The organism is Zavarzinia sp. (assembly GCF_049306435.1).
GTDB lineage: Bacteria > Pseudomonadota > Alphaproteobacteria > Zavarziniales > Zavarziniaceae > Zavarzinia.
This window is the reverse complement of the sequence record NZ_JBAQRT010000185.1, coordinates 1-12,440: the sequence shown is the minus strand read 5'-3', so window position 1 is coordinate 12,440 and position 12,440 is coordinate 1. Positions and strand designations below refer to the sequence as shown.

Below are 12,440 nucleotides of genomic sequence, written 5' to 3'. Positions count from 1 at the left end.
GCTTGGCGCCCGGCGGTTCCACCGCGACGACAGCGCCGGTCGCGGCGTCGTGCAGCGCGCCGGCCGCGTCCTTGTAGACGAGGCTGCCATCCGCGCCGACGATCAGCCGGTTGTCGGACAGAGCCTGGAGAATTTCGATCGCCGTCGGTTGCCCGCTGACGGCCAGCGCCTCGATACCCTTCTGGATATCGTCATAGGAACCGGCGAAGAGTTTCAGGGCTTCCTGAACGTCCTGCGCCCGGGCTTGCCCGATGGCGCCGGCACCGGCCAGGGTCAGGATCGCCATCGCGATCAGGCAGAAGCGCCGTAACCGCGAGAGTGTCGAAATTACCATGGACCGACCGCCTCTCGACAACAATCAACACTCGTGAGTCCCGACCTGAAAAAAGTCCCCGGGCGGACGATGCCGCCCGGGGTTGCCAAGTCGAGGGAGGAGACCAGAAGCAGACGAACTCAGGCCGCGCTGGCGATTACTTGCCCGAGCCGCCGCACTTGCCGGTGGCGACGTTGAAGTTGCCGCACTTCAGCGGCGCGCGCCAATCGGAGATCAGGTCCTTGGAACCTTCGAGGTAATCCGACCATTCGTCGCCGACGATCAGGCCCTTGGTCTGCGACACGATGTCGAACTGACCGTCGGCCTTGATCTCGCCGATGAGGACCGGCTTGGTGATGTGGTGGTTCGGCATCATCGCCGAGAAGCCGCCCGACAGATTGGGCACGGTGACGCCGATCAGCGCGTCGATGACCGCGTCCGGATCGGTGGTGCCGGCCTTTTCGACCGCCTTGACCCACATGTTGAAACCGATGACATGGGCTTCCATCGGATCGTTGGTCACGCGCTTCGGGTTGTGGGTATAGGCCTGCCATTTCTTGATGAAATCGGCGTTCTCGGGAACGTCGACCGACATGAAGTAGTTCCAGGCGGCGAGGTGACCGACCAGGTTCGAGGTGTCGAGACCCGCGAGTTCCTCTTCGCCGACCGAGAAGGCGACGACCGGAATGTCGGTCGCCTTGATGCCCTGGTTGGCGAGTTCCTTGTAGAACGGCACGTTGGCATCGCCGTTGATGGTCGAGACGACGGCGGTCTTCTTGCCGGCCGAGCCGAATTTCTTGATATCGGCGACGATCGTCTGCCAGTCGGAATGACCGAACGGCGTGTAGTTGATCATGATGTCTTCGGCGGCGACGCCCTTGGCCTTCAGATAGGCCTCGAGGATCTTGTTGGTCGTGCGCGGATAGACATAGTCGGTCCCGGCGAGAACCCAGCGCTTCACGCCTTCCTCGGCGGCGAGATAGTCGACCGCGGGGATCGCCTGCTGGTTCGGGGCGGCGCCGGTGTAGAAGATGTTGCGCGAGGATTCTTCACCCTCGTATTGCACCGGGTAGAACAGGATGCTGTTCAATTCCTCGAACACCGGCAGCACGGATTTGCGCGACACCGAGGTCCAGCAGCCGAACACGGCCGAGACCTTGTTGACGGAAATCAGCTCGCGGGCCTTTTCGGCGAACAGCGGCCAGTTGGAGGCCGGATCGACGACGACCGCCTCGAGCTTCTTGCCGAGAACGCCACCCTTCTTGTTCTGCTCGTCGATGAGCATCAGCATGACGTCCTTCAGCGTGGTCTCGCTGATCGCCATGGTGCCGGAAAGCGAGTGCAGAACGCCGATCTTGATGGTCTCTTCAGCCCGGGCGCCAACGGTGGCGCCGACCATCGCGGTTGCGCCGAGGACCGCCCCGGCCAGCCATTTCGTGAACCTTGTCGACATTCGTTAAACCCCCAACCCCTGCAGGATCCGAATCCGGCCGCCGGTCGCGGCCAAGACGCCTCGCGTCGGATCTGGCTACCGGCACGGGGCAGGGGGGATGAGGCAAGACATGTGCCAAGCGATCCCGCTGCATGGGAGTCATGCCGCCAGCGGGGATTCAGGGGGTTTGTCGCGCCGGCCGCCTGGCGGGGCCGCGTTCAGAATTGGTCAAAATAAAGGCAGCAATACGCAAATTGGCGCAGTGTGAGCCTAATTTATGACCATTGGATACCGCCGCCTTTTCGAGCGGCGGTATCCCTTCGCCTGTATACAAAAATGTCAGGCAACCGTCAAATCGACCTGGATATTGCCCCGCGTGGCGTTGGAATAGGGGCAAACCACATGGGCCTTGGCCACCAGATCCTCGAGCACGGCTTTGTCGACGCCCGGCGCGGCGATGGTCAGCGCGACCTGTATACCAAAACCCGTCGGGATCGGGCCGATGCCGACGGCACCGGATACCGTCGTCGTCTCCGGCAGGGCAATCTTGGCGGTGCGGGCGACGAATTTCAGCGCGCCGAGGAAGCAGGCGGAATAACCGGCGGCGAACATCTGTTCGGGATTGGTGCCCGGACCATCGTTGCCACCCAGGGCCTTGGGGGTGGAGAGGGTGACCGAAAGCCGGCCGTCGTCGCTGGCGGCGACACCTTCGCGGCCGCCGGTGGCGGTGGCATGGGCGGTATAGAGGATCTTGTCGGGCATGAGAGGCACTCCGTTGTCGATGGCGGATTATATATCGCACAATTAAATTGAACACAATATATAAATACCGCGTCACCCACTCTGCTGTTGCAGAGCGCCCGGCATCGCGCTCGAATTGCCATCGACAGCGGAATCTTGATGTGATTCAATGTGCTTAGGTGATGGTTGCCGTCGCCTTGCCCTTATCCTAATGCCGTGTCACCGGCTGGGATAAGAACGGCAGTGAGAGCGTACATGCTCCCATTTGCCGCATCGAAAGCGGAAGTAGTCCGTAACCGCCACCGCTTTCGGCCAAGCACAAGCAATACGCATGTCGTATTCCTCCTTGGAGTGCTGGGGTAAAGCCCAGTGCTCCGGGGAGCCCCATTGCGCCCCGCGGCTAGAGAGCGCTTGGAGCAACAGGAGGAATGACGGCAACCATCGGAGATTATCGTCTTAGATTCGAAGGCGGCACGCAATATATTGTGTTCGCGCGCTAAGTTATTGGAATATATAGATTTTGCCCGACCGGGATGAACTCGGCGCCGCAATAACCTTCGCGTTTCAGGTACAAAACGAGAATCGGATCGTGGACGCGGCGAAAACTCACGCCGACTCAACTAAGGTCGCTTTGCCTTATTGGACGAATAAAGATGCTCGTCGCTCCGGCGAAGGCCGGAGCCTTTGAACGAGGGGATACCTTGCCGGCGAAAGATTCCGGCCTGCGCCGGAATGACGAGAAAACGGGGGCCCTTAAGAACCGCCGGCCAGTTGCGCGCGGAAGGCGGCGACGGCGGCGCGCAGGGCCGTCACCTCGGCGCCCGACACGCCAAGGCCGCAGACCATGGCTTCATAGTGACGCTGGGTTTCCGCCTCCAGCTTGCGGCCAGCCTCGGTCAGGCGGATGCGGACCTGGCGCTCGTCGGCGGGGTCGCGGCGACGCTCGACGAGGCCTTGGGCTTCAAGCCGCTTGAGGAGCGGCGTCAGCGTGCCGGAATCAAGGAACAGCCGCTCGCCCAACGCACCCACGGTCAGGTCATCCGCCTCCCACAGAACGAGCAGCGCGAGATATTGCGGATAGGTAAGGCCGAGCGCGGTCAGCATCGGCCGGTAAGCCTTGGTCATCAGATGCGACGCGGAATAGAGCGCGAAGCACAGTTGGTCGTCGAGGCGGAGGGAGAGTTTCGGCTGGTCGGTCATGGCGGTATTCCTTTGCCTGACCATTATATAGGGCGCAATGGGCTTGCGCGCGAGGGGTTGCGCGCAAGCCCTTGCCCGTCCTACCAGTGCAGGCCCTTGGTCAGGGCCGCCAGCGCCACCGCCTCGGTCGAGGGGGCGCCGTCGTCGGCCACTTTTTCGCCCCTTGCCGCGGCGCTGTCGGGGAACAGGCGATAGGTGGTGTTGAACAGGATGTTGGTGACATCCGGCGCCGCCGCCCACAGCAATTCGCCCATGGTGCCGAGACGGGTGGCGATCCGCTTCGGCTTGTCGACGATGCCCTTGACGATCAGGTTGGCGGCATCGTCCGGCGAGAGGGTCGGGATATTGTCGTACATCTTGGTCGGCGCGATCATCGGGGTGCGCACCAGCGGCATGTAGATATTGGTGAAGCTGACGTTGCGGTGATGGAACTCGGGCGCGGCGCAGCGGGTGAAGGCGCCGAGCGCGGCCTTGGACGCGACATAGGCCGAGAAACGCGGCTGGTTCACCTGCACGCCGATCGACAGGATATTCACGATGTGGCCGGTCTTGCGCGACGACATCACCGGCAGGAAGCCCATCATCAGGCGCAGGGCACCGAAGTAATTCACCGCCATCGTCCGCTCGTAATCATGGAAGCGGTCGTAGGACAGGTTGACCGAGCGGCGGATCGAGCGGCCGGCATTGTTCACCAGCACGTCGACATGGCCATGGTCCTTGAGCACGGCAGCGATGAAACGATCGCAGCTGTCCATCTCGGCGACATCGACCGAATAGGCGTGGACATTGCCGCCCGCCGCGCGCAATTCGGCCTGGACCGCGTCCAGCTCCTCCTGCTTCCTTGCGCAGATGACGGTGATGGCCCCGGCAGCCGCCACTTTCTTCGCCGTCTCGAGACCGATGCCCGAGGTCGCACCGGTGATGACGACGACCTTGCCGGCGACGGAGCTGGCCAGCGAGCGGTCGCGGTGCAGTTCGGGATTGAGGTGACGTTCCCAGTAATCCCAGACGAAGCCGGCGTAATCCTGAATCGGCGGGCATTCGATGCCGCTGCCTTTCAGCGCCTTGGCCGTATCGCGATTGTCGAATTTGGTCGGGTAGTTGAAGAACTTCAGGGCCTGGCGCGGAATGCCATAGCCGCCCAGCACCGTGTCGATGATCGAGCGGATGGGCGGCAGGCCGGCCAGCATGGCGCGGATGCCGGCGGGCACGAAGCCGAACACCCGGCTGTCCACCCGCATGGAGAATTGCGGCGCCCCCGCCGCCTTGGCGAAGACATTGACCACCTCGCCCACCCTATTGTGCTTCGGGTTGGTCAGGTGGAAGGCGCGGCCGTCGAGCCCGGATTTATGGGCGATATGGTCCATCGCCTTCGTCACGTAGTCGACCGGCACGATGTTGAGAAGGCCGCCCTCGATGCCCAGCAGGGAAATCCACTGCGGAATGGCCCGGCGCAATTGCAGGATCAGGTTGAAGAAGAAATAGGGGCCGTCGATCTTGTCGATCTCGCCGGTCTCGGAATGGCCGACGACGATGCCCGGGCGATAGATGCGCCAGGGGATGGAGCATTCCTCGCGCACGATCTTCTCGCTGTCGTGCTTGGTGCGGTAATAGGGGTGATCGTCCGCCGCCCATTCCTCGAACATGTCTTCGCGCCAATAGCCTTCGTAAAGGCCGGCGGCGGCGATGGACGAAGTGTGGTGGAACGATTTGGCGCCGACCGCCTCGGCGAAGGTGACCGCGTTCCGCGTGCCTTCGACGTTGGATTTGACCTGCGCCTCCTGATCCTCGTTGGTCAGGTCGTAGATCGCGGCGAGATGGAAGACATGGCCGATCTGGCCCTTCAGCTTCTCGATCTCGGCGGCCGAAACGCCGAGCCGCTTCTTGCCGAGGTCGCCGGTGACGCCGACGATGCGCGCGGCATCGCGGGACCAGCGTTCGTCCTTCAGGGCTTCCAGTTTCTTCTTCGACCCCGAACGCACCAGGACATAGATGGTGCCGTCACGCTTCAGCAGGGCGTCGATCAGATTGCGGCCCAGGAACCCGGTGCCGCCGGTGACGAAATAGCTCATGCCTCTCCCCCGGTATCTCCCTGTGCCGGGTGTGTGTCCACCCGTGCAGCACGAAGATTAGACACCGGCAGGAGCGAAAGGGGAGAGGAAATCGCTTTCCGCGAACGGCAAGCGATACCGTTATTTGTACTGGCTTTCGTCCCGCGTCAGGTAATAGGCGGCGAGGATGGGCAGGAAGGTCACCAGGATGACGAAGACCGCCACCACATTGGTCACGGGGCGCTGACGCGGCCGCACCAGTTCGGACAGCATCCAGATCGGCAGGGTCGATTGCTGGCCGGCGGTGAAGGTGGTCACGATCACTTCATCGAACGACAGGGCGAAGGCCAGCATCCCGCCCGCCAGCAGCGCCGTGGCGATATTGGGCAGGATCACGTAACGGAAGGTCTGGAAGCCGTCTGCGCCGAGGTCCATCGAGGCTTCGACGAGACTGCCCGACAGGCGCCGGAAGCGCGCCACCGCGTTGTTGTAGACGACGACGATGCAGAAGGTGGCATGGCCGAGGATGATGGTGAGGAGACCATAGTCGATCTCCATCAGGTTGAAGGCGGCGCGGAGCGCGATGCCGGTGACGATGCCCGGCAGCGCGATCGGCAGGATGACGAGGAGCGAGACCGCCTCCCGCCCGAAGAACTGCCGCCGGGCGAGCGCCGCCGCGATCAGCGTGCCGAGCACGAGCGCGACCGTCGTCGCCAGCGCCGCGACCTTCAGCGACAGGGTGATGGCATCCCAGATGTCCTGCCGGGCGAAGGCGACGCCGAACCATTTCAGCGTCAGCCCCGGCGGCGGGAACTGATAGGATTTTTCCTCGGTCGTGAAGGCATAGAGGAAGACGAAGAGCAGCGGCACATGGAGGAACAGCAAGCCGCCCAGCGCCGCCAGTTTCAGGGGACGGGATGCCCGGTCAGAGCGCATCGAAAGCCCCCGTCCGCTTCGCGCCCCAGAGATAGAGGCCCATGATCGCGACCGGCACCACGGTGAAGGCGGCGGCGAGCGGGACATTGCCCGCCGTGCCCTGCTGGATCAGCACCGCCTGGCCGATGAACAGGTTCGAGCCGCCGACGATCTGCGGAATGATGTAATCGCCGAGGCTTAGCGAGAAGGTGAAGATCGAGCCCGCGATCATGCCCGGGAGGGCCAGCGGCAGGATGACATGGCGGAAGGTCTGGCGCGGATGCGCCCCCAGATCCTCCGATGCCTCCACGAGATTGCCCGGCACCCGCTCGAGCGAGGCTTGCAGGGGCAGGATCATATAGGGCAGCCAGACATAGGTGAAGACGAGGAAGGTGCCGATATAGGAAGTCGACAGGCTGGGCCCGCCGATGACCGGCAAGGCCAGCACGCCGTCGAGGACGACGGTGACGCCCAGCGTGTCGGCGACCCAGGAGACGATGCCTTCCTTGGCCAGGATCAGCTTCCAGGCATAGACCTTCACGAGATAGGACGACCACAGCGGCATCATGACCGCGAGATAGAACACCGCCTTCATCCGCCCCTTCGCGTAACGCGCCGCGTAATAGGCGATGGGAAAGGCGATGACGGCCGATGCGACGGTCACCGCCGCCGCCATCAGCACCGTGCGGATCACGATGTCGAGATTGGCGAGCTGGAGGAGCTGGCCGTAACTCGACAGGGTCAGCGTGTGGTCGATGGTCCCCGAGAATTCGTCGATCGAGAAGAAGCTGTTGGTCAGCAGCGCGAACAGACTGCCGAGATAGATGATGCCGAGCCAGAGCAGCGGCGGCACTAGGAGGAGCGCGAGATAGGCCCCCGGCCGCCGCAGCAGGAAGTCCGACAGGCCGCGCAGCAGGCCGCCGCGCGGGGCCGGCAGGGCGGCGGCGGTCATGCCGCCTCCATCGCCCAGAGGGCGGAAAGCGGAATGCCGAGGGTTACCGTCTGGCCGGGGCCGAATCCGCCCCCCTCGCTCGCCGGGATCGAGACGGCGAGGCGAAGGTCCGCGCCTTCCACGGTGACCAGCAGGCGGCGGGCGGCACCGTGATATTGCGCGTCCTCGATCATGGCGGTCAGCGCGGCATGACCCTCGGGCGCCGGCCCCGTCAGCAGCACGATCGCTTCCGGCCGCAGGGAACAGGGCGCGTCCGGCCCGCCGATGCCTCTCGCCACGGCGGCGGGCAGGACGTTGGAGCCGCCGACGAAACGGGCGACGAAATCGGTACGCGGCCGCTCGTAAATTTCTTCCGGCGGGCCAACCTGGACGATCCGGCCCTCGTTGAACACCGCCACCCGGTCGGACATGGACAGGGCCTCGCCCTGGTCGTGGGTGACGAAGACGAAGGCGGTGCCGAGCTTCCTCTGCAGCGCCTTCAATTCGACCTGCATTTCCTCGCGCAGCTTGAGGTCGAGGGCGCCCAGCGGCTCGTCGAGCAGCAGCACCCGGGGCTGGTTGACGAGGGCGCGGGCCAGCGCCACGCGCTGCCGCTGCCCGCCCGAGAGCTGGACGGGCCTGCGCTCGCCATGCTGGCCCAGTTTCACCAGCGCGAGGGCCTCGGCCGCCCGGGCGTGGCGCTCGCGCTTGCCGACGCCGCGCACCATCAAGCCATAGGCGACATTGTCGAGCACATTCATATGCGGGAACAGGGCGTAGTCCTGGAACACCGTGTTCACCGCCCTCGCATAGGGCGGCACCCCGGCCGAGGGCACGCCGAAAATCTCGATCTCGCCGGCCGAAGGCTGGTCGAAACCGGCGATCAGCCGCAGGCAGGTGGTCTTGCCCGAGCCGGACGGCCCCAGCATCGAGAAGAATTCACCGGGCGCGATCTCGAGGTCGACACCGTCGACGGCCTTCACGGGGCCGAAGTGGCGGGTGACGGCGCGAAAGCGGACGGCGGGCGCGGCAGATGTCATTCAGGACACACGGAATTGCTGGAAGGGGAACCGGACGACATCGCCCCGGCTTTCGCCGGGGCGACGCGGTTTCAGCGGGCGATCAGCGACCGCCGAGCACGGCGATGTAATCCGTGACCCAGCGATAGTAGGGCACGCAGGCGTCCTGGCTCTTGCACTTGGAAACCGGGGTGCGCCAGAAGTGGATCTTCTCGAAGTCGTTCAGGCCGTTGGTGGCGCAGCCCTCGTCGGTCAGCAGCTCGTTGCCCTTGCAGGCGGCGAGCACGACCGGCACCGAGCCGAACCAGGCGGCGAGATCGCCCTGCAGCTTGGGCTGCAGCGAATATTCCATCCACATGTAGGCGCAGTTCGGATGCTCGGCATCGACATGCATCATGGTGGTGTCGGCCCAGCCGGTGGCGCCTTCTTCCGGGATGGTCGAGGCGACGGGCTTGCTCTGGCTCTTCAGCAGGTTGACCTGGAACGGCCAGGACGAGGTGGCGACCACGCCTTCGTTGTTGAAGTCGTCGACCTGCACCATGGCGTCATGCCAGTAGCGCGAGACGAGACCATGCTGGACCCGCAGCAGGTCGAGGGCGGCCTTGTACTGGTCCTCGGTCAGCTCGTAGGGGTCCTTGATGCCCAGTTCAGGCTTGTGCTTCATCAGGTAGAGCGCGGCATCGGCGATATAGATCGGGCCGTCGAAAGCCTGCACCCGGCCCTTGTTGGGCTTGCCGTCCGGCAGGTCCATGGCCTCGAACACCACGCTCCAGGACTTGGGCGCTTCCTTGAAGACCGTGGTGTTGTACATCAGGACGTTGGAGCCCCACTGGTAGGGCACGCCGTAATGCTTGCCGTCCACCGTGTGCCAGGGCGCGTCGGCGAGGCGCGGGTCGACGGCCTTCCAGCTCGGGATCAGCGCCGTGTTGATTTCCTGCACCTTCTTGCCGGAAATCATGCGTAAGGAAGCATCGCCCGACGCCGTGACCAGATCGAAACCGCCCTCGTTCATCAGGGCGACCATCTCGTCCGAGGTGCCGGCGGTCTTCACCCGCACCTTGCAGCCGGTCTCCTTCTCGAAGCCCGTGACCCAGTCGTAACCCTTGTCGGTCTCGCCCCGTTCGATATAGCCGGGCCAGGCGACGATATCGACGAAACCCTCGCCCTTGCCGATCTTGGTCGGCGTCGCGGCCAAGGCCGCCCCCGCCAGGCTCCCCAGCACCGCCACCGTACAGGCGGCAACCATCAGCTTCTTCATGGCCTCACCCCCGACGCTTCGCGTCTGTCTTTCCCACCGGGAAAGAACGCATCCCGGCACGGCTGTCAGTATGAGCCGAGGTCAGGGGCCGCCGCCAATTCAAAAATGCCGAAACAGCGGTTGAAGCAGACCGAAACTTTTCCGGGGCCGGGACTTGCAGCCATGGCATTTGCCGTCCGGGCCGCCCCGGCGTAAAACCCGCCCTGTTTTCGGAGACGTGATCCTTGGCCCTGCCCCTGCCCGCCCTGCCGCCCCGCACCGGCCCCGCCGAACAGGCGGTGCTGAATGCCGCCTATGGCCGGCTGGCGGCATCGGCCCATCTGCTGCCGATCAAGGTGACGCGCTTCTATGCCGACAAGCTGGCGGCGGAACTGGCCGCCCTCGGCCATACCGAGGGGCCGCTGCACAGGGTGGTCTATCCCGACGCGGCGCGGCTTTCCACCCGGGCGCCCGGCGAGGTGGCGGATTTCGTCGACGACCGCAGCAACATGAAGACAGCGTCGAAGGCAATCATCCAGAAATACGCCGACCGGGTGCTGTTCCTGGCGACGCCGGTCTGCGCCGCCCATTGCCAATATTGCTTCCGTCAGGACGTGCTGACCGAAATGCATGGCGAGGACCCGGCGGATCTCGCCCTCTCCCTCGCCGCGCTGGTCGATCATGTGACGGCCGATCCCCGCATCCGCGAGGTGATCCTGTCGGGTGGCGATCCGCTGACCCTGTCGCGGAGGGCGCTGGCCCTGGTGCTCGATACGCTGGGCGCGCTGCCCCAGCTGCAATCGATCCGGGTCCATACCCGCTGCGCCGTCTTCGCCCCCGGCTTCTTCGACAAGGGCGACAAGATCACCCTCCTGGCGCGGCCGCGCGTCCGCCTCGTCCACCACATCGTCCATCCTTACGAGATCTGCGGCGAGGTCACCGATCTTCTCGCCCGGCTCCAGGCGGCGGGGGTGCGGCAGTACAACCAGTTCCCCATCCTGCGCGGCGTCAACGACGATGCCGGGCTGCTGGCCCTTCTCCTCCGTCTCCTCGACGAGGCGGGGGTGCGCAACCTGTCGATCTTCGCGCCCGATCCGATCAATCATTCGGCGGCCTTCCGCCTGACCCTCGACCGGCTGTTCGCGATCCACGACCGCCTGTCGGCGGATACCCCCAGCTGGATCAACGCGACGGCGCTGACCTTCGACAGCCCGCAAGGCAAGTTCCGCCGCGAACATCTGGTCGCCCGCGACCGGGCCGCCGGCACCGCCCTGTTCCGCCACCGCGGCCGCGACATCACCTATCACGACCTGCCGGCCGCCCTCGATGTGCCCGGCGATCCCGCGACAATGCTGTGGCGGGGCGAGACCGGGCTCTGAGCTTCAGGCCAGCAATTCGCCGAGCAGGGTGTTCAGCACCGCGCGGCCCCGCGCCGTCGCGGTCAGGGTGCCGTTCCCGAGGGTGAGGAAGCCGCCCGTCACCAGGCGGTCCAGCCGCCTCGGCTCGATCAGGGCCGGCAGGGCGGCGCCGCCGATCCGCTCCAGCCGGGCGACGGGCACGCCTTCGGACAGGCGAAGCCCCATCATCACCGCCTCGTCCAGCCGGGTCGCGGCATCCAGCGCCTGCGCGGTTTCCGTGCCGTCGCCCGCCTTGCCGACATGGTCGAGCCAGGTTTCCGGCTTGCGGAAGGCGGCGGTCGCGATCGCCGTGCCGTCTTCAGCCGACAGGCGGCCATGGGCACCGGGGCCGATGCCGGCATAATCGCCATAGCGCCAATAGGTCAGATTGTGCCGGCTCTCGTTGCCCGGGCGGGCGTGGTTCGAGACCTCGTAAGCCGGCAATCCCGCCGCCGTCAGGGCGTCTTGCGTCGCCTCGTAAAGCGCGGCCTGAATATCTTCTTCGGGCAGCGACCAGTCGCCCCGGCGCACTGCGGCGTGGAAGGCCGTGCCTTCCTCGATCGTCAGCTGATAGACCGAGAGGTGATCCGGCCCGAAGGCCAGTGCCCGTCCCAGTTCCGCAAGCCAGGCTTCGACCGTCTGGCCCGGCCGCGCATAAATCAAGTCGAAGGAGACGCGGGGAAAGGTCTTCCGCGCCACCGCGACCGCCGCCAGGGCTTCCGCCGCCGAATGCTGCCGGCCGAGGAAGCGAAGGTCGCCTTCCTGCAGCGACTGCACGCCGAGGCTGGCGCGATTGACTCCGGCCAGGGCGAAATCGCGAAGTTTACCCGCCTCGACCGAGGTCGGATTGGCTTCCAGCGTGATTTCGATATCGGGGGCGAAGGCCCAGGCCTTCGCCGCCGCGCCGATCACCGCTTCAACCGTCGCCGGCGCCATCAGCGAGGGCGTGCCGCCGCCGAAGAAGATCGAGGTCAGGATCTTGCCCGGCGCCTGCGCCGCGACCCGGCCGACCTCGGCGACCAGCGCCCTTGCCCAGATCTCGTGCTCGACGCTGTCGCGCACATGACTGTTGAAGTCGCAATAGGGGCATTTCGACTTGCAGAACGGCCAATGGACATAGAGCGCGAGGGCGCCGGGATCGCCGGCCCCCACCTCACCCCGGCCCTCTCCCCCCTGAAGGGCGGCGCGGGGGGACATGGCACCC

At 65.2% G+C, this 12,440-nt stretch carries 11 protein-coding genes; 1 reads left to right on the top strand and 10 read right to left on the bottom strand.

Going from position 1 to position 12,440, the window contains the following annotated elements; genetic code table 11:
- The 9 genes from WAZ62_RS10335 to WAZ62_RS10295 all read right to left on the bottom strand — a co-directional run.
- The coding region (locus WAZ62_RS10335) for a hypothetical protein (protein WP_422643441.1) at positions 1-334 on the bottom strand (334 nt) is incomplete at its 3' end.
- 136 nt (positions 335-470) lie between these two features.
- A complete protein-coding gene (gene urtA, locus WAZ62_RS10330; protein WP_422643440.1) occupies positions 471-1,766 on the bottom strand; it encodes an urea ABC transporter substrate-binding protein in 1,296 nt (431 codons plus the stop codon).
- Between the two features lie 318 nt (positions 1,767-2,084).
- Entirely contained in the window at positions 2,085-2,507 is a 423-nt protein-coding gene (locus WAZ62_RS10325; protein WP_422643439.1) for an organic hydroperoxide resistance protein, read from the bottom strand.
- A 732-nt stretch (positions 2,508-3,239) separates the two neighbouring features.
- The gene (locus WAZ62_RS10320; protein ID WP_422643438.1) at positions 3,240-3,686 is read right to left on the bottom strand and encodes a MarR family winged helix-turn-helix transcriptional regulator; all 447 of its coding nucleotides are present in this window, start codon (positions 3,684-3,686) and stop codon (positions 3,240-3,242) included.
- Between the two features lie 80 nt (positions 3,687-3,766).
- Complete coding sequence (locus tag WAZ62_RS10315; RefSeq protein WP_422643437.1) at positions 3,767-5,758, bottom strand: SDR family oxidoreductase; 1,992 nt, start codon at positions 5,756-5,758, stop codon at positions 3,767-3,769.
- A gap of 120 nt (positions 5,759-5,878) precedes the next feature.
- Positions 5,879-6,673, bottom strand: coding sequence for an ABC transporter permease (locus WAZ62_RS10310; RefSeq protein WP_422643436.1), 795 nt, complete (start codon positions 6,671-6,673; stop codon positions 5,879-5,881).
- A complete protein-coding gene (locus tag WAZ62_RS10305) occupies positions 6,663-7,604 on the bottom strand; it encodes an ABC transporter permease (protein ID WP_422643435.1) in 942 nt (313 codons plus the stop codon). The genes WAZ62_RS10310 and WAZ62_RS10305 overlap by 11 nt, the downstream gene beginning before the upstream one ends.
- Entirely contained in the window at positions 7,601-8,623 is a 1,023-nt protein-coding gene (locus WAZ62_RS10300; RefSeq protein ID WP_422643434.1) for an ABC transporter ATP-binding protein, read from the bottom strand. Before WAZ62_RS10300 ends, WAZ62_RS10305 begins: the two co-directional genes overlap by 4 nt.
- An 82-nt stretch (positions 8,624-8,705) precedes the next feature.
- On the bottom strand, positions 8,706-9,860 hold the full coding sequence (locus WAZ62_RS10295; RefSeq protein ID WP_422643433.1) for an ABC transporter substrate-binding protein: 1,155 nt from the start codon (positions 9,858-9,860) through the stop codon (positions 8,706-8,708).
- A gap of 224 nt (positions 9,861-10,084) precedes the next feature.
- Between WAZ62_RS10295 and WAZ62_RS10290 the strand changes: the two genes are divergently transcribed.
- Positions 10,085-11,218 carry a 4Fe-4S cluster-binding domain-containing protein gene (locus tag WAZ62_RS10290; protein ID WP_422643432.1) on the top strand — a complete coding sequence of 378 codons (1,134 nt, stop codon included), beginning with the start codon at positions 10,085-10,087 and terminating at the stop codon, positions 11,216-11,218.
- A 3-nt stretch (positions 11,219-11,221) separates the two neighbouring features.
- On the opposite strand, the gene hemW is transcribed toward WAZ62_RS10290, so the two are convergent.
- Positions 11,222-12,433: a radical SAM family heme chaperone HemW gene (gene hemW / locus WAZ62_RS10285; RefSeq protein WP_422643442.1), complete on the bottom strand. Its 1,212-nt coding sequence runs from the start codon at positions 12,431-12,433 to the stop codon at positions 11,222-11,224.
- Positions 12,434-12,440 lie beyond the last annotated feature (7 nt).

Coding starts and splice junctions, on each gene's coding strand:
- urtA (WP_422643440.1), bottom strand. CDS start 1,766: ATGTCGACAAGGTTCACGAAATGGCTGGCCGGGGCGGTCCTCGGCGCA.
- WAZ62_RS10325 (WP_422643439.1), bottom strand. CDS start 2,507: ATGCCCGACAAGATCCTCTATACCGCCCATGCCACCGCCACCGGCGGC.
- WAZ62_RS10320 (WP_422643438.1), bottom strand. CDS start 3,686: ATGACCGACCAGCCGAAACTCTCCCTCCGCCTCGACGACCAACTGTGC.
- WAZ62_RS10315 (WP_422643437.1), bottom strand. CDS start 5,758: ATGAGCTATTTCGTCACCGGCGGCACCGGGTTCCTGGGCCGCAATCTG.
- WAZ62_RS10310 (WP_422643436.1), bottom strand. CDS start 6,673: ATGCGCTCTGACCGGGCATCCCGTCCCCTGAAACTGGCGGCGCTGGGC.
- WAZ62_RS10305 (WP_422643435.1), bottom strand. CDS start 7,604: ATGACCGCCGCCGCCCTGCCGGCCCCGCGCGGCGGCCTGCTGCGCGGC.
- WAZ62_RS10300 (WP_422643434.1), bottom strand. CDS start 8,623: ATGACATCTGCCGCGCCCGCCGTCCGCTTTCGCGCCGTCACCCGCCAC.
- WAZ62_RS10295 (WP_422643433.1), bottom strand. CDS start 9,860: ATGAAGAAGCTGATGGTTGCCGCCTGTACGGTGGCGGTGCTGGGGAGC.
- hemW (WP_422643442.1), bottom strand. CDS start 12,433: ATGTCCCCCCGCGCCGCCCTTCAGGGGGGAGAGGGCCGGGGTGAGGTG.